17 protein-coding genes and 1 tRNA gene are annotated in these 16,087 nt (G+C 71.8%); 7 read left to right on the forward strand and 11 right to left on the reverse strand.

The window, feature by feature from the left end:
- The first annotated feature begins 4 nt into the window (after positions 1-4).
- A complete protein-coding gene (locus tag GPA04_RS06410; RefSeq protein ID WP_156223253.1) occupies positions 5-1,351 on the forward strand; it encodes an outer membrane protein assembly factor BamB family protein in 1,347 nt (448 codons plus the stop codon).
- An 11-nt stretch (positions 1,352-1,362) separates the two neighbouring features.
- Here the strand turns inward: GPA04_RS06410 and GPA04_RS06415 are convergent, their stop codons facing one another.
- Together GPA04_RS06415 and GPA04_RS06420 are read right to left on the reverse strand one after the other, a co-directional pair.
- Positions 1,363-2,592 (reverse strand): RNA polymerase sigma factor, encoded by a 1,230-nt coding sequence (locus GPA04_RS06415; protein ID WP_156223254.1) that lies wholly within the window; start codon positions 2,590-2,592, stop codon positions 1,363-1,365.
- A gap of 13 nt (positions 2,593-2,605) precedes the next feature.
- Positions 2,606-3,037 carry a YciI family protein gene (locus GPA04_RS06420; RefSeq protein WP_156223255.1) on the reverse strand — a complete coding sequence of 144 codons (432 nt, stop codon included), beginning with the start codon at positions 3,035-3,037 and terminating at the stop codon, positions 2,606-2,608.
- Between the two features lie 125 nt (positions 3,038-3,162).
- Here GPA04_RS06420 and GPA04_RS06425 point away from each other — a divergent pair, with 125 nt between their 5' ends.
- The 4 genes from GPA04_RS06425 to GPA04_RS06440 all read left to right on the forward strand — a co-directional run bounded on the left by GPA04_RS06425 (position 3,163) and on the right by GPA04_RS06440 (position 5,895).
- Positions 3,163-4,476 (forward strand): D-arabinono-1,4-lactone oxidase, encoded by a 1,314-nt coding sequence (locus GPA04_RS06425; RefSeq protein WP_156223256.1) that lies wholly within the window; start codon positions 3,163-3,165, stop codon positions 4,474-4,476.
- Between the two features lie 50 nt (positions 4,477-4,526).
- Positions 4,527-5,354, forward strand: coding sequence for a transglutaminase-like domain-containing protein (locus tag GPA04_RS06430; RefSeq protein WP_156223257.1), 828 nt, complete (start codon positions 4,527-4,529; stop codon positions 5,352-5,354).
- 61 nt (positions 5,355-5,415) lie between these two features.
- A tRNA-Lys gene (locus tag GPA04_RS06435) sits at positions 5,416-5,488 on the forward strand.
- 113 nt (positions 5,489-5,601) lie between these two features.
- Complete coding sequence (locus tag GPA04_RS06440) at positions 5,602-5,895, forward strand: DUF1330 domain-containing protein (protein WP_156223258.1); 294 nt, start codon at positions 5,602-5,604, stop codon at positions 5,893-5,895.
- A 479-nt stretch (positions 5,896-6,374) separates the two neighbouring features.
- Here the strand turns inward: GPA04_RS06440 and GPA04_RS06445 are convergent, their stop codons facing one another.
- Positions 6,375-8,072, reverse strand: coding sequence for a glycoside hydrolase family 13 protein (locus GPA04_RS06445; protein WP_156223259.1), 1,698 nt, complete (start codon positions 8,070-8,072; stop codon positions 6,375-6,377).
- 105 nt (positions 8,073-8,177) lie between these two features.
- On the opposite strand from GPA04_RS06445, the gene GPA04_RS06450 reads away from it, so the two are divergent.
- Positions 8,178-9,017: a fumarylacetoacetate hydrolase family protein gene (locus tag GPA04_RS06450; RefSeq protein WP_156223260.1), complete on the forward strand. Its 840-nt coding sequence runs from the start codon at positions 8,178-8,180 to the stop codon at positions 9,015-9,017.
- A 6-nt stretch (positions 9,018-9,023) separates the two neighbouring features.
- Here GPA04_RS06450 and nagB read toward each other — a convergent pair whose 3' ends face one another.
- Both nagB and GPA04_RS06460 read right to left on the reverse strand, forming a co-directional pair.
- Positions 9,024-9,809 carry a glucosamine-6-phosphate deaminase gene (gene nagB / locus GPA04_RS06455; RefSeq protein ID WP_156223261.1) on the reverse strand — a complete coding sequence of 262 codons (786 nt, stop codon included), beginning with the start codon at positions 9,807-9,809 and terminating at the stop codon, positions 9,024-9,026.
- An 84-nt stretch (positions 9,810-9,893) separates the two neighbouring features.
- Complete coding sequence (locus tag GPA04_RS06460) at positions 9,894-10,184, reverse strand: GlsB/YeaQ/YmgE family stress response membrane protein (RefSeq protein ID WP_156223262.1); 291 nt, start codon at positions 10,182-10,184, stop codon at positions 9,894-9,896.
- A gap of 115 nt (positions 10,185-10,299) precedes the next feature.
- Here GPA04_RS06460 and GPA04_RS06465 point away from each other — a divergent pair, with 115 nt between their 5' ends.
- The gene (locus tag GPA04_RS06465; protein ID WP_156223263.1) at positions 10,300-10,776 is read left to right on the forward strand and encodes a GNAT family N-acetyltransferase; all 477 of its coding nucleotides are present in this window, start codon (positions 10,300-10,302) and stop codon (positions 10,774-10,776) included.
- A gap of 3 nt (positions 10,777-10,779) precedes the next feature.
- Here GPA04_RS06465 and GPA04_RS06470 read toward each other — a convergent pair whose 3' ends face one another.
- From GPA04_RS06470 to GPA04_RS06495, 6 genes are all read right to left on the reverse strand, one after another.
- Entirely contained in the window at positions 10,780-11,697 is a 918-nt protein-coding gene (locus GPA04_RS06470; RefSeq protein ID WP_241680643.1) for an EamA family transporter, read from the reverse strand.
- Positions 11,694-12,458: an endonuclease/exonuclease/phosphatase family protein gene (locus tag GPA04_RS06475; RefSeq protein WP_156223264.1), complete on the reverse strand. Its 765-nt coding sequence runs from the start codon at positions 12,456-12,458 to the stop codon at positions 11,694-11,696. Before GPA04_RS06475 ends, GPA04_RS06470 begins: the two co-directional genes overlap by 4 nt.
- Positions 12,455-12,853: a peptide-methionine (R)-S-oxide reductase MsrB gene (gene msrB, locus GPA04_RS06480; RefSeq protein WP_156223265.1), complete on the reverse strand. Its 399-nt coding sequence runs from the start codon at positions 12,851-12,853 to the stop codon at positions 12,455-12,457. The genes GPA04_RS06475 and msrB overlap by 4 nt, the downstream gene beginning before the upstream one ends.
- Positions 12,854-12,921: 68 nt before the next feature.
- Positions 12,922-13,761 (reverse strand): SDR family oxidoreductase, encoded by an 840-nt coding sequence (locus GPA04_RS06485; protein WP_156223266.1) that lies wholly within the window; start codon positions 13,759-13,761, stop codon positions 12,922-12,924.
- Between the two features lie 87 nt (positions 13,762-13,848).
- Positions 13,849-15,540, reverse strand: coding sequence for an MFS transporter (locus GPA04_RS21485; RefSeq protein ID WP_156223267.1), 1,692 nt, complete (start codon positions 15,538-15,540; stop codon positions 13,849-13,851).
- 134 nt (positions 15,541-15,674) lie between these two features.
- Positions 15,675-16,025 carry a metallopeptidase family protein gene (locus tag GPA04_RS06495; RefSeq protein ID WP_156223511.1) on the reverse strand — a complete coding sequence of 117 codons (351 nt, stop codon included), beginning with the start codon at positions 16,023-16,025 and terminating at the stop codon, positions 15,675-15,677.
- Between the last annotated feature and the right edge of the window lie 62 nt (positions 16,026-16,087).

Consider the following 16,087-nt stretch of genomic DNA (forward strand, 5'->3'; position numbering starts at 1 on the left):
CTGGATGGACCAGATGGTCTTGAGGGGGCGCACGGCCGACGAGGACGAGTTCGAGGTCGGCTCCGACCATCCCGCGCTCGAGGCCCCGCCCGCACGCAGACGCGGGCGGTGGCTCGGTACGACGCCCTGGGTGCTCGCGGCGGCAGCGCTCGTCGTGACCGGTGTGGCCGTGGCGCCGGACCAGGGGCTGCCGCTGGACGGCTATCCGTCGGGGACCGTCGGGATGCTCGCGGTGGATGCCACCGTGCCGCCGGAGGAGATGTGGCGCGCACCGATCGAGGAGTGGCGCGGCGGCCCCCAGTGGCTGAGCGTGGTCGGCGAGACCGTGGTGCTGCTCACCGGCGACCACGCGGAGGGGCTGTCGCTGACGACCGGCGAGGCACGCTGGCGGGTCCCTGTCGACATCCAGACCTGCACGGTGCGCGAGGCTGTCGCCTGCCTCGAGCAGCAAGGGCAACCCGGTGCCCGCGTCGTCAGGATCGACCCGACCACGGGCGACCAGCATCGGATCGACCTGCCCTACGCCGTCGAAGCCGTCGCGTTCGGCGACGATCTCCTGGCACTCACCGAGCGCGACGACGAGCTCGAGCTTCAGCGGGTCGACGCCGCCGGTCGTCCACGCTGGGTGAGCACGGCGGACCTCAGCGACGTGACCACCGCCGAGGACACGATCGAGTACGCCTCGTTCGCTGAGCTCGTCGTCCTCGGTGAGCAGGTGTATCTGTCGCTGGCCGTGGTCAGCTTCGTCGTCGACGTGGCGACCGGCGCGAACATCGAGCGTGCCGACGTGTCCGTGCACGACAGCGTCTATGGGTACATCCGCTACGACTCGGCGAGCTCGACCTCCACCCTGCTGGATGACGACGGGAACGTCCTTGTCGAGGACCTCCCGGTGGCTCCCGACGACGATCCCCACGGCGCGTACGAGGTGAGGTGGGACGGCCTGCACCTGAGCATCGCTTCCGACGGGGAGGCGATCTGGGAGTCGGAGGTCGAGCAGGACGACGTCGAGCTGCCGCTCGCTCGCGTCGACGGTGTGCTGGTGACCCGGACGAACCGCGAGTCCTCCGACCGGCTCGCGGCGAGGGATCTGGGCACCGGCGACGTGCTGTGGACGACGGCTGCCGACGCCGCCACCTCCGTGCTCGGCGCCGCGGGCAGCACGCTCCTCATGATGGGCTCGCACCATGCCTTGGCCGGCGTCGATGCCCACAGCGGCGAGGCCCTGTGGACCTATGGCGACACGTACCCGACCGGAGGGATGGTGTTTCAGCCGGACGGCGTCCTGCTGCTGCTGGACAACGAGGTCGTGCGACTCGCCTGGGACCGCGCCGGAACGGCTGTGTGGTGAGGAACGCGCGCTCAGAGACGGGCTGCCTTGGCCCTGAGCACCTCGGCCTCACGCTCGTTGGTCGCGAGCAGGGCAGCGGCACCGAGCTCGGTGCGTGCCTCCTCCGTGCGGCCGAGCCGCGACAGCAGCTCGCCCCGCACGCTGGGCAGCAAGGCGGAGTCCTTGAGCTTGCCGCCGTCGCGCACCCGGTCGACGAGCCGTAGCGCGACCTCGGGACCGGCTGCGGTCATCGAGACCGCGACCGCACGATTGAGGTCGACGATCGGGCTCGGCGCGATCCGTCCGAGCGCTTCGTAGATCAGCACGATCCGGTCCCAGTCCGTAGCCTCCACACTGCTGGCGATCGCGTGGCACTCGGCGATGGAGGCCTGCAGCGCGTAGCTGCCGCGGCCACGACCGATCTCGTCGACCCGCGCCAGTGCGGCTCGTCCGCGGCGGATCTGTGCATGGTCCCAGCGGCGGCGGTCCTGGTCGGCCAGCAGCACCGGGGTGCCGTCAGCGGCGACCCGGGCCGCGAACCGGGAGGCCTGCAGCTCCATCAGCGCCACCAGCCCGTGCGCCTCCGGCTCCTGCGGGAGCAACCGCGCCAGCACGCGCCCCAGCCGGAGCGCCTCGTTGGCCAGGTCGGGGCGCAGCCACCGGTCCCCCGCCGTCGCCGCGTAGCCCTCGGTGAACACGAGGTAGACGACGCCGAGCACGGCACCCAGCCGCTCGCCCCACTCCGCGGGCTCCGGCGAGGCGAACCGCACGTGCGACGCCGCGAGCGTGGCCTTGGCACGCACGATCCGCTGCTGCACGGTGGCGACCGGCACCAGCATCATGCGCGCGATCTCCTCGGTCGACAGGCCGCCCACCGCGCGCAGGGTCAGGCAGACCTGCGCCTGCCGCGACAGCACCGGGTGGCAGGCCATGAAGACCAGGCGCAGCACGTCGTCCTCGATCGGCTGCCACTCGTCCTCGGTGGTCTCGGCGAGGTCGTGCGCGATCGTGCGGTACTTCTCGTCCTGTCGCTCGCGCCGCCGCCAGGCGTCGATCGCCTTGCGCTTGGCCACGGCCGTGAGCCAGGCGCCCGCGTTGCGCGGGACGCCCGCCTCCGGCCACTGGGTCAGCGCATCGGCCACGGCCTCCTGAGCGAGGTCCTCCGCCATCCCGACGTCACCGGTCACGCGGACCAGGGTCGCCACCACCTGCGCACCCTCGATGCGCCAGACGGCGTCGACCGTGCGTCGGATGTCGGTCATGCTGGAGACCGCGTCAGCCCTCGGAGCGGGCGGCCTGCTGCTCACGCCACTCCGGCTCCTTCTGGACGAACTCGTTGTCGGCGTAGTCGGCGAAGTCGCTCTCGTCGGTCACCCGGCGCACCTCGAGCTTGCTCCCCGGACCCAGCGGGCACCGGCTCGCCCACTCGGCGGCCTCCTCCTTGCTGGCGACCTCGAGGATCCAGAAGCCGTTGAACAGCTCGTGGGTCTCGCCGTAGGGGCCATCGGTCACGATCGGGGTGTCGGCGTCGAAGTCGACGACGAAGCCCTCCTCGGCCTCCGCGAGGCCCTCACCGGCGAGCAGCACGCCCGCGTTCATCAGGGACTCGTTGTAGCGACCCATCGCGTTGATGATCTCCTCGAAGTCCATCTCCTTGGAGGCCTCGAGCGCCGCGTCGGTGGACCGCATGATCAGCATGTACTTCATGGTCGTACTCCTCGGTTTCGGGAGCGCCGTGTGCGCCCTCCTGCAAGACCGTCGAGCGGCACGAGCCCGGATCGACATGGGTGCGCCCACAATCTTGCCGCCTGCCGAGGGGGCAGGATCAGCACATGGTGTGGCAGAACTGGGCGAGGACGGCGAGCGCCGACCCGGAGGTCGTCGAGAGACCCGGGAACGACGCGGAGGTCGCCGCCGTGGTGCGGTGGGCGGCGGCACGCGGCAAGCGGGTGCGCGCGGTCGGTGCCGGGCACTCGTTCACCGACTGCGCCGCGACCGACGGCGTCCTGCTGAGCCTCGACGCGATCAACCGCGTGGAGCATGTCGGGGCCGCAGGCGCCGACGGCTCCCGTGAGGTCCGGGTGGGCGCCGGGATCCGGCTGCGCCGGCTGTGCTCCGAGCTCGCTGCGCGCGGGCTCGCGCTGGAGAACATGGGTGACATCGACCGGCAGTCGATCGCCGGGGCGATCTCCACCGGCACCCACGGCACCGGCGCGCGGCTGGGTGGCCTGGCCACCCAGGTCCGCGCCCTCCGACTGGTGACGGCGAACGGTGAGATCGTCGAGACCAGCCCCACCCGGCGGCCCGACCTCTTCGAGCTCGCCCGACTGGGGCTGGGGGTGGCCGGTGTGCTGACCGCCGTCACGCTCCGCGCGGTCCCGGCGTTCGAGCTCGAGGCTCACGAGGCGCCGATGCCGCTCGGCGAGGTGCTCGAGTCGTTGCTCGAGCCCGACGGCCTCGTCGACAGCCACGACCACGTCGAGCTCTACTGGTGGCCGCACACCGACGTGGCCCAGACGAAGGTGAACGACCGGCGCAGCAGCGGCGCGGGTCCGCTGCACCCGGTGCGGCGGCTCATCGACGACGAGGTGCTCTCGAACGGCGCGCTCGCGCTCACCACCGGGCTGTGCTCGGCGGTCGGTGCCCTGACGCCCGCCGTCAACAACGTCGCGGCGCGGGCGCTGACCGAGCGGCGGTACCGGGCGGCGAGCCACCGGGTGTTCACCTCGCCCCGACGGGTGCGGTTCCGCGAGATGGAGTACGCGCTCCCGCGGCAGGCCGTCGTCCCGGTGCTCGAGGAGATCCGGTCGTGGCTGGGCCGCAGCGGCGAGAACGTGCCGTTCCCGATCGAGGTCCGGTTCGCCGCGGCCGACGACGTCTGGCTCTCGACCGCGCACCGGCGCGAGACCGCCTACATCGCGGTCCACCAGACCCGGTGGCTGCCGTTCGCTCGGTACTTCCGCGCCGTGGAGGCGATGATGGCTGAGCACGCGGGCCGGCCGCACTGGGGCAAGCTGCACCGCCTCCGCGCCGACGACCTCCGCGCGCTCTACCCCAGGTTCGACGACGCGCTCACGACCAGGGACGCCGTCGACCCCGGTCGGGTGTTCGGGAACACGTACACCGAGCGGGTCTTCGGCGACTGAACCCTCGTGCCGAGGACCTATCCTCGTCGGAGCCGAACGAGGAGAGTCCGATGCGCCGCACCGTCAGTGCCGATGTCTCGTTCACCACGATCGCGGGGGCCACCCGCGTCGTGATGCAGATGGCGGTCGCGCGGGTGCCTGGGCTGGACATCGACGAGACGCTCACGGTCACGCTCGACGGCGAGCCGTTGACGCCCGTCGAGGTCCCGACGGCGCACGGCGGCTTGATGCACACGTTCGACTTCGCGCCCGAGACCCCGTGGGGCAAGAAGGTGCAGGTGCGGTACGCCGCGACCGTGACCTCCGACGCGAACCTGCCCACGAGCGCCCCGGACAACCCCGACGACCGCGATATCTACCTGCGGCCCAGCCGGTACGCCGAGTCCGACCGGATGCTGCCGGTGGCGCGGCGTGAGTTCGGGAAGACGACCGGGCTGGAGCTCGTCGACGCCGTGTCGGCCTTCGTGCACCAGCACCTGCGCTACGTCCCGGGGTCGAGCCGGTTCACCGACGGCTCGGTGGAGACGTTCCTGGCCGGAGCGGGCGTGTGCCGGGACTACGCGCACCTGACGGCCTCCCTGCTGCGCGGGCTGGACGTCCCCGCCCGGGTGGTCGCGGTGTACGCGCCGGGCCTCGCCCCGATGGACTTCCACGCGGTGACCGAGGCGTGGGTGTACGGCCGGTGGTACGTGGTGGACGGGACCCGGCTGGCGCCTCGACCCGCGCTGCTGCGGATCTCGACGGGCCGGGACGCCGCCGACACCGCGTTCCTGTCCAGCTACGGCTCCGGCATCCTCATGGGGCCGCAGTCCGTGATGGCCACGATCGACGGCGACCTGCCCACCGACGACCACACCGACGCCATCCAGATGGCCTGACGGCGGCGCTCGTCGCTCGCCCTAGACTGCCAACCGCGGCCCGAGCGAGCACTCGCGGCCCGGGCCTCTAGCTCAACTGGCAGAGCAGCGGACTTTTAATCCGTGGGTTGTGGGTTCGAGCCCCACGGGGCCCACGCATCGAGCCGTCGGCCCGGTGAGCGCGGCGCCGACAAGCCGCACTCCCCACCGGCGCTCGTCCGAGACCAATCGCTCAGTCCGATGTACTCGTCTCAGCACTGGAGGTTCCATGCCCAAGGGCTACTGGGTCAGCGTCTACCGCACCATCTCGAACCCTGAGAAGCTTGCCGCCTACAACGAGCTGGCCCGTCCGGCCGTCAAGGCCGGGGGCGGTCGGACCCTCGTCCGTGGCGGCCGCGTCGTGGCACATGATGCCGGGATCGCCGAGCGGACCGTCCTCGTCGAGTTCGACAGCTTCGAACAGGCCGTCGCGACGCATGAGAGTGCGGCCTACCAGAAGGCGCTGGCCGCCCTCTCGGGTGGCGTCGAGCGTGACTTCCGCATCGTCGAAGGTCTGGACTGACGGTCGACGAGACCGCGTCGGCGACGAGCACGGAAGCCGACCGCTCGCGTCCACACCAACTCGTTCACGCACCTCACGATCGCGCACGCCGCACGTCCGCTCATGTCGCGAGCACCCCGTCGCGCACGGGGCCAGGGCGCGGCTCCATACCGAGACCTCCTCCAGGAGCGCTTACAGGTCGCCTGCATGCCGGTCCGCGGGCGCGAAGACGCCGGTGACGGTCGCCTCGGTCGCATCGACATTCGTGTAGTTGAAGTCGGCGAAGGTGCTCAGCCCGACCTGGGTGGCGACGTCCCCCGTCTCGTCTCAGCGCGACCTGGACCCCCGGGATCGCCTATCACGGCCGGCGAGCGCGACGCCTGGATCTCCGAGGACATGCGCGCGTTCGTGCGCGGCTACAGGCCCTGACGGACCTGTCCGGGCTGCGGTCACGCGCCAGACGGGTGTCGCCCACGGTTGCGGCGGTCGGCCGCCGTGCTTCACAGGTAGACCGCGCGGAACTCCCAGGGCCGCAGCGGACCCGGCGCACCGCCGTCGGGGTAGTTGCCCAGCAGCAGGCGGCCGCCGTCGAGACCGGTGAAGGCATCGCCGTCGGGGATACCGAGCTCGTCGTCCGAGAAGTTCGCGAGGACGAGCAGGCGATCGCGCTCGTCCGCCCGCAGGAACGCCCACAGCTGCTTGTGGTCGGGCTCCAGCAGGGTGAAGGTTCCTGTCGTGAGCACGTCCTCGCTCTTGCGGAGGGCGATCAGCCGCTTGTAGAAGGACAGCACCGAGTCGGCGTCCTCGACCTGGTCGGCGACGTTCAGCCACAGGTGGTTCAGGTGGACGGGCAGCCACGGCTGCCCGGTGGTGAAGCCCGCGTGCGCCTCGCCGTCCCACTGCATCGGCGTGCGGGCGTTGTCGCGGCTCATCTTCGCCATCGTGCCGAGGATCAGCTCCGAGGGCAGACCGAGGGCGGTGGCGACCTCGTAGGCGCGCGCGGCCTCGATGTCGCGGTACTCCTCGATGCGCGCGAACGGGTAGTTCGTCATCCCGATCTCTTCGCCCTGGTACACGAACGGGGTGCCCCGGTGCATGTGCAGCACACCCGCGAGCAGAGTCGCCGACTCACGCCAGTACTGGCTGGTGTCGCCCCAGCGAGAGATCGCGCGCGGCTGGTCGTGGTTGTTGAAGTACAGCGAGTTCCAGCCCCGTTCGGCGAGCGCCACCTGCCACCGCGCCAGCGACGCCTTCAGGTCGCGCAGGTCCAACGGTTGCGGGTCGTACTTGCCGAGCTGGCCGTGGTCCACGTCGACGTGCTCGAACTGGAACACCATGTCGAGCTCGCGTCGCTCGGGGTCGGTGACCAGCACCGCCTGCTCGGGGGTCACCGCCAGCATCTCGCCGACCGTGAGGAAGGTGCGATCGGGGTAGCGGTCGAAGACCTCCCGACGCATCTCCGCCAGGTAGGTGTGCAGCCCGGGGTCGCCGACGACCATCTCGAGCTGGTTGCCGGCGGTCGGCCCGCCCGGCGCGTCCGGCAGCCCCTCGGGCTTGGAGATCAGGTTGATGACGTCCATGCGGAAGCCGTCGACGCCGCGGTCCAGCCACCACCGCATCATCGAGTAGATGGCCTCCCGCACCGCCGGCTCGCCCCAGTTGAGGTCGGGCTGCTTCGCCGCGAACGAGTGCAGGTAGTAGCTGCCGCCGGCATCCTGCTCCCAGGCCGACCCCAGGAACACCGAGGACCAGTTGTTCGGCGGCAGGGTCGCCCCCGGCCCGCCGTCCGGGTCCGGGCGCCCGGGCCGCCAGAAGTACCAGCTGCGCTTGGGGTTGGCCGGGTCGCGCGACGCCACGAACCACGGGTGCTCGTCCGAGGTGTGGTTGACGACGAGATCCATGACCAGCCGCATGCCACGTTCGTGCATGGCGGCGATCAGGGCGTCGAGGTCCTCGAGGGTGCCGAACACCGGGTCGATCGCCTGGTAGTCGGCGATGTCGTACCCGTTGTCGACGTGCGGCGAGACGTACACGGGTGAGAGCCACACCGCGTCGACACCGAGCGCGGCCAGGTGGTCGAGCCGCGACGTGATGCCGGGGATGTCGCCGATCCCGTCGCCGTCGGAGTCGGCGAAGCTGCGGGGGTAGACCTGGTAGACCACGGCTCGCCGCCACCACGGCTCGTCAGCGCTGCTCACGCCTCGAACGTACCCAACCTGCCCCGGCGCGTCCTACGATCCGGTCGCGATCCGCCGTCGAGCGCCGCCTGCGACATGCTGAGCACACCCTGACGGAAGGACATCATGGAACTCCTGCGACTGGGCGAGCTCGGCGAGGAGATCCCCGCCGTCCGCCACGACGGCGTCGTCCGCGACCTGCGCTCGCTCACCCACGACATCGACGGCGCCTTCCTGGAGGCCGACGGCGTCGCTCGCGTCCGGGATGCGATCGCGACCCTGCCCGTGCTCGAGGGAGCCGATGACCTGCGCGTCGGCGCCCCGATCGCCAGGCCGAGCGCGGTGCTGTGCATCGGGATGAACTACGAGGCGCACGCCGCGGAGTCCGGTGGCACCCCGCCGTCGGTCCCGATCCTGTTCTTCAAGCACCCCAACACGGTCGTCGGCCCGTACGACGACGTGCCGTTCCCCCCGGGCTCGACGAAGCTCGACTGGGAGGTCGAGCTGGGCGTCGTCATCGGCAAGCGCGCCAGCTACCTGGCCTCGCCCGAGCAGGCGTGGGACCACATCGCCGGGTTCGTCACGAGCCAGGACCTCTCCGAGCGCACCTGGCAGCTCGAGGACTCGGGCGGCCAGTGGAGCAAGGGCAAGTGCGGTCCGTCCTTCAACCCGCTCGGCCCCACCCTGGTGCCGGTCAGCGAGCTCGCCGACCCCAACGCGCTGCGGCTGTGGTCGACCGTGAACGGCGAGGCCCGTCAGGACTCCTCGACGGCGGACATGATCTTCGACGTCGCCACGATCGTGTGGCACCTGAGCCAGTACCTCACGCTCGACCCCGGCGACCTCATCAACACCGGTACGCCCGAGGGCGTCGCGCTGTCGGGCCGGTTCCCCTACCTGGCCGCGGGCGACGTCATCGAGATCGGCATCGAGGGGCTCGGCGAGCAGAAGCAGCGGGTGGTCTGACGGCGGTCAGAACCGCTGCCAGGCGGGCTTGCTCGCGTAGGTCTCGCGGTAGTAGTCCGAGAGAGCGAGGCGCGAGGCCGCGGCGGCGTCGATCAGCACCGTGACCTTCGGGTGGTGCTGCAGGATCGTCGCGGGCCACATCGCGGAGACCGCGCCCTCCACCAGGTGGTGGATCGCCTCGGACTTCGCGCGCCCGGTCGCGACCAGCAGCAGGTGTCGGGCTTCCATGATCGTGGCAAGGCCCTGCGTGAGGCAGTGCTGCGGCACCGCCTCGGGGTCGCCGCCGAAGAACCGCGCGTTGTCCACGCGGGTCTGCGCCGTCAGGGTCTTGATGCGGGTGCGTGAAGCCAGCGAGGACCCCGGCTCGTTGAAGGCGATGTGACCATCGGTGCCGATGCCGAGGATCTGCAGGTCCACACCGCCGGCCTGCACGATCGCGGCGTCGTAGGCGGCGCAGGCGGCGGCGATGTCCTCGGCGAGCCCGTCGGGCCCGTGCACCCGGCCCGGGTGGATGTCGATCCGATCGGTGAGCTCGGAGGCGATCACGTTGCGGTACCGCTGCGGATGATCGGCGGGAAGCCCGACGTACTCGTCGAGCGTGAACGCCGTCGCGCCCGCGAAGCTGACCGCCCCCGCCTCGTGACGGCGGACGAGCTCGTCGTAGATCGTCAGCGGTGACGACCCGGTCGCGAGCCCGAGCACGGCCTCGGGCTTGCGGTCGAGCAGATGGCAGAACGCGTCAGCGCCGATCGTGGCGATCTCGTCCGGACCGCTGGTGATGATGACCTCCACGGGGCCAGTCTGGCATCCCTGGCAACGACGCAGGACCCCCGGCGCCGTGCCGGAGGTCCTGCGGTGCGTGGGGAGAGCGGGTCGTTACCTGGCGGTGCCGCCTCGACCCTTGCCGCCGCTCATGCCGATGTAGATGCCGAGCACGATGACCGCCACGACGATCGAGATGAGCCAACGGATCCAGTCGATGCCGCCGGTGGACTCGACGCCGAGCAGGCCGGCGAGGAAGTAGCCGACGACCGCGCCGATGATGCCGATGATCACGGTCGCGACGATGCTGACCCGCTGTGGGCCGGGCTTGACCAAGCGAGCGAGGATCCCGATCACGGCACCGAAGATGATCGTTCCGATGATGCCGCCAACAGTGAACTCCATGGAACACCCCTTTCTGGACGGAGGCCCATCGCCTCGTTGTCAAACTCTGGCACAAGCGGGGTGGCGGAGGTGGGCGACTCGCTGCCTTCCGTTCTCTGGGCGGTACTGTCGAGCGATGCCGCAGACACCCGTCCCGCGCATCCTTGCGCCGCGTGCGGACCAGGCGGCCGAGCTCACCGAGCTGGCGCTGCGCTCCAAGGGGCACTGGGGCTATGACGCCGCCTTCCTCGCCGCCTGCCGAGCTGAGCTGACCTACACCGCCGCCGACTGCCGGTCCGGCGACATGGCGGTCGCCTACGTCGGGGAGGAGCTGGCCGGGCTCGTGCGGCTGACCGGTGCGGCGCCCGAGGGCGAGCTGCAGTCGTTGTTCGTCGACCCGCCCTGGATCGGCACGGGGGTCGGGGCAGCCTTGCTCGGGCACGCGTTGGACGAGGCTCGACGGCGGGGCATGAGTCGCGTCGTCCTCGACGCCGATCCCGGGGCTGAGCCGTTCTACGCCCGCTTCGGCGCGCGAAGGACCGGCGAGGTGCCCAGCGGTTCCATCCCGGGTCGGATGCTGCCCCGGATGGAGCTCACGCTGTCCTCGGTGTGAGGCTCAGGCGCCGTCCGGTCCCAGCGCGCGCCTGCGGGGTGCCAGCGCGACCGCCACGCTGATCGCGAGGAGGCCGGCGATCTCGCCGATCGTGGGCTGCTGCTGCAGCGCCAGCAACCCGACGACCGTGGCGGTGGCGGGCAGCAGCGCGTTGAGGAGGGCGAACGTCGCCGTGCCCAGCCGCACGATCGCGACCTGGTCCAGGATGTACGGGATCACCGACGACAGCACCCCCACACCCAGCACCGCCAGCCAGATGCTGCCGCCCGAGGTGAGCAACGGGCCCGCCCACGGCGCTGCCAGCGGGGCCAGCAGGACGACGGCGATCGACGTGCCCACGGCGAGCGAGGCCTGGCCGTCACGCACAGCCGCGATCCGGCCCGCGAGCACCATGTACCAGGCCCAGGTCGCTCCCGCCGCGACAGCGCACAGCAGCCCGAGGACCATGGGCGCGGTGCCGCCGACACCCGCCTCGTCCCAGCGCAGCCCGACCAGGCTGATCGCCGCCACGCCGGCCGCTGCGAGCGCCACCGCCACCCGCCCGCGTGCGCTCCGGCTCCCCCATGCCGCAACCAGCGCCGGGCCGGCGAACTCGATCGCCACCACGGCACCCAGCGGCAGGTAGTGGATCGCGATGTAGAACAGCATGTTCATGACGACCAGCACGACGCCGAAGAGTCCGGTCTGCCGCAGCGTCGCGCGGGTCCACGGCGTGCGCCAGGGCCGGATCAGCACCAGCAGGATCACGGCGCTCACGAGCGCGCGCGCCCAGGCGACCGTGTGCGGCGGCATCAGCGCGAACAGGCCGACGGCGAGCGCCGCCCCGCTGTACTGCGCGATCCCGGACGTCGCGAACAGGGCCGGCGCCGGCACCCGGGCGAGCGCGCGGCTCAGACCCCGCGCGGGTGGCTCGTCGCTCACGCCTCGGTCGGTCTCAGCGTCGCCAGCAGCCCGCGGTGGTCCGAGACGGGCAGCTCGACAGCCTCGACCCGGTCGATCGCGATCCCGCGCGCGAGCACGTGGTCGATCTGGCGGCGCGGGGCACGTGCCGGGAAGGTCAGCGCTCGCGGCAGCTGCCACCCAGGTGCCAGCGGGCGCAGTGCCCACGGGTCGAGGTCGAGGTCCCCGCACACCAGTGCCGGACCGGGCATCGTGGCCACCGACCGCAGCAGGTTCCGCAGCTGCACCGCGGCCACCGGGCCCAGCAGCGACAGGTGCGCGCACGTGACGCTCAGCTGCCCCTGCGGGGTCTGCAGCACGGCAGCGAGGGCGCCGCGCTGCTCGTCGTCACGCAGCTTCAGCTGCCCGCCGGCGAGCACCGGGTGCCGGACCGGCAGCCGCGGCAGCGGCTTCACGAACCAGGCGAGAACGGGCCAGCGCGAGGCGATGGCCAGTCCGTACGCCGCGCCGTCGGCCGTCCCCCACCGCGAGGGTGAGGACTTGCCCTTCCGGACGTCACCGGTGAGCGCAGCCGCGAACCGCACGTGGGGCAGCCCCAGCGCGTCCGCGACGACCCGTGCCTGGTCGACCCCGCCGCTGCGCGGCTGCCCGCGGTCGACCTCCTGCAGCGCGAGGACGTCGACCTCCAGCCCGGACACCGCGCCCGCCAGCTCCTCGGCGCTCGTGGCCGTGCCCTCGCGGGAGAGCCCGTGCTGGAGGTTGAGGGTGAGGACGCGGGTCATTCCTGCGGAGCGAACCGCAGCGACACCGAGTTGATGCAGAACCGGTCCCCGGTGGGGGTCTGCGGGGCGTCGTCGAACAGGTGCCCCAGGTGCGAGCCGCAGCGGGCGCAGCGGACCTCGGTCCGCACCATCCCGTGCGAGCGGTCCTCGACCAGCTCGACCGCGTCGCCCTCCTTCGGCTGGTAGAAGCTCGGCCAGCCGCAGTGGCTCTCGAACTTCGTGTCGCTGCGGAACAGCTCGGCGTCGCAGGCCCGGCAGGAGAAGATGCCGGTGCGGTGCTCCCCGAGCAGCTCGCCCGTGAACGGGCGCTCGGTGGCCGCCTCGCGGAGCACCGCGTACTCCATCGGGTCGAGCTCGGCGCGCCACTCGTCTTCGGTCTTGCTGACCTTGTCCATGCCGACCATTATCGCCCGTCCGCAGCGCGATGCCGGAGCGGGGCCGCGGCAGCCCGGGACGCCGCCGGTCAACGGAAGGCGTCCGCGTGCGCGGCCGCCCACTCGGTCACCTCGCGCGCCGGGCGTCCCGTCACCTGCTCGACGACGCCCGACGGCGTCCGGCCGATCTCGGGACCGCCGTCGCCGTAGATCCAGTGCGAGAAGGCGACGGTCTCGTCATCCATCCCCTGGGCGCGCCAGCGCGCCTCGGCCTCCTCGACGGTCAGCTCGACGAGCCCGATCTGGCTCCCGGTGGCGGCCCCGACGGCGTCGAGCTTGTCGCGGAGCGTGAGCGGGCGGGGTCCGGTGAGGACGAGCTCGGTGCCCTCGTACCCGCCGGCGGTGAGGGCGATCGCGGCCACGTCCCCGATGTCGGCCTCGTGGACCATGGCGCTCAGCCGGTCGACGTAGGGCTCCTCGACAGGCCCGGAGGCACGGATCTGCTCGGCCCAGTCGCCGATCATGTTCGCCATGAACTCGACCGGCTGCAGGATCGTCCAGCCGATCGCGTCCTGCTCGGCGATCGCCGCCTCCAGCGGGCCGGGATAGCCGTTCTGGAGCACGGTCACGCGGCGCACACCCGCGGTGCGCAGCTGGGCCAGCAGCGGTTCGACCTCGGTGAGCGCAGCCCCGCCGCCGCTGCCGCGAGGCGCGTCGAAGGCGATGAGGTGCACCGCCTCCACCCCCTGCAGGGCGGGCGCCAGCGTGGTCGGGTCGGTCAGGTCACCCCGCACCACCTCCACCTCGGCGGGCAGCGCCGCAGTGGCCGGCTCCCGCGACAGCGCGCGCACGGCGTGGCCGCGCTCGAGCAGCGCGCGCACCACCTCCCGCCCGACGGTCCCGGTGGCTCCGGTGACGAGAACCTGCATGGTCGACCTCCTGGTCTCGGGGATGTACCCCGACCCTAGGAAGCCTTCAGGACAGCTTCTGTCCTCGTTGAACGGCTTGCGCTGCGGTCAGCTGCTGACGGCGGCCGCGAGGTTGCCCAGCGAGGCCTCGAGCTGCTCCTGGGTCACGAGCGGGAAGCGGGTCGTCTTGAGGATCTCGGGGTCGGTGACCTTGCCCCAGTCGTAGGTGAGCGTGACCTCGGTGGCGTCGGGACCGGTCGGCTTCAGCTCCCAGACCCATTCCCACCCGGGCGGCTCGGTGCCCTCGGGCGCGGTCTGCCACGCGAGCAGGGCGTTCTTGTCGTAGCCGGTCACGTGGTTCTCCGTGCGGTAGTCGCCGCCCATGTGGTCGCCCGACATCTCCATCGTGAAGACGTCGCCGACCCCCTGCACGCGGTTCGTGCGGTCGCCGGAGCGCATGAAGCCCGAGCCGTCCACCTCGGGGTGCCGGCGGGGGTTGCTCAGGATGTCGAACAGGTCGCTGGCGGACGCGTCGATGGTGCGGGAGACGGTGATCCTGGTGTCGTCGCTCATCTCTCGATGGTGCCACGGACGCGGTCCGGGGGCGGCCGACATCCGGTCGTCGAGTGCTCGCCAGGCGGCGACAGCACCCAGTGCCGCCGCTGCGAGCGCGACGGCAGCCACCGCCGGCGCGACCGTGGAGCCGCTCGTCAGCAGCCCGACGGTCGCGAAGCCCACGAGCGCGGCACCCTCCTTCACCAGACCCGCCACCGAGGTCACCGTCGCCCGGGCGCGCCCCGAGATGCGGTGCTGCAGCTGCGCCTCGGTCGCGACCATCGCGTTGTTGGTGAGCCCGTAGCCGAGCGCCACGAGCGCGAAGCCCCAGGGGCCGGACGTCGTCGCTCCGGCGGCCAGCAGCACCCCCGCGGCCAGCACGAGGACCGCGAACGGCGCCCGGCGCCACGAGGCCGTCCACCCCACGGCCGCGGTGCCGAGGGCCTGCATCAGCGAGCACGCGGCGATGAGCCACGGGACGTGCGCGGTGCGCACACCCAGGTCGCTCGCCACCAGCGGGAAGAACTCGTCGACCGCCATCACCACCACGACCAGGAACAGCAGCAGCAGCGTGCGTCGGACCGGTCGGCTGCTGCTCGCCTCGCCCAGCCCGACGCCGAGGGTCGAGAGATAGCCTCGCAGCACGCCGCCGCGGCTCGGGTCGTCGTCGTCGTCGACCGCGTCGGCCGGTCGGCCCGGCGCCGTCGAGATCACCGGACGCGCCCGCGGCAACGCCAGCGCCGCCGGGACCCCCAGCAGGGCGAGCGCCACGCTCGTCCAGCCCACCAACGGGTAGCCGCCGGCCGCGTACAGCGGCGCGGCCGCGGCGATGGCCATGGCCATCACCCCCATCGCCACGCCCTGGGAGAGCCCCAGCAGCCGGGCGTAGGACGCCGCGCGTCCCTGGGTGCTCAGCTCGTCGAAGACCAGGGCCTCGAACGTCCCGGACTGCAGCGCCGAGCCCATGCTCCACACCACGAACCCGAGGGCGTATCCGAGGTACGTCGGCCACAGCATCCACGTCGCGAACGCTGCCGCCTGCAGCACGGCCCCCAGGGCCAGCAGCAGCCTCCGGTCGAGCAGGTCCGCCCACACCCCGGAGGGCACCTCGAGCACGAACGCCGTGGCCGACCAGATGATCAGCAGCGTGCTGACCTGCGGCGCAGACAACCCGCTGTCGGCGAACAGCAGCGTGTAGAGCGCATACAGCGGGAAGCAGTCCCGGGCGACGGCGAACGCGATCACCCGGGTCGTCAGCGAGGTGGTGAATCAAGGCTGGGCGGCAGGAAAACGCATGGTCCGACGATAACGGGTGTCGCTCACCGAGGCAGGGGCTCGCGGTGACCTGGTGCGCGCTCGCGCACCGCGCCGGTCGCTGCCTACGCCCACCCCAGCTCGTGCAGCCGGGCGTCGTCGATGCCGAAGTGGTGGGCGATCTCGTGGACCACCGTCACCGCGACCTCCTCGGCCACCTGGTCGACGTCCTCGCAGAAGCGCAGCGTGGGGTTGCGGAAGATCGTGATGCGGTCCGGGAGCGAGCCCGCGGCCCACCACTCGCCGCGCTCGGTCAGCGGCGTGCCCTCGTACAACCCGAGCAGGTCCGGGTCCTCCGCGTCCGGGGGCGGCTCGTCCTCGACCAGCACCACGACGTTGTCGATGTGCCTCGCCAGCTCCTCCGGGATGAGGTCGAGGCCGTCGGCGACAGCCTCCTCGAACGCCTCGGGCGACATCTCGATCACGGGCCCAGTCTCACACCCTGAGTCATCGGGGTGAGATCCCGGGTGAGATGCCC

The organism is Pseudactinotalea suaedae (assembly GCF_009733815.1).
In the GTDB taxonomy this organism is placed as follows: domain Bacteria; phylum Actinomycetota; class Actinomycetes; order Actinomycetales; family Beutenbergiaceae; genus Pseudactinotalea; species Pseudactinotalea suaedae.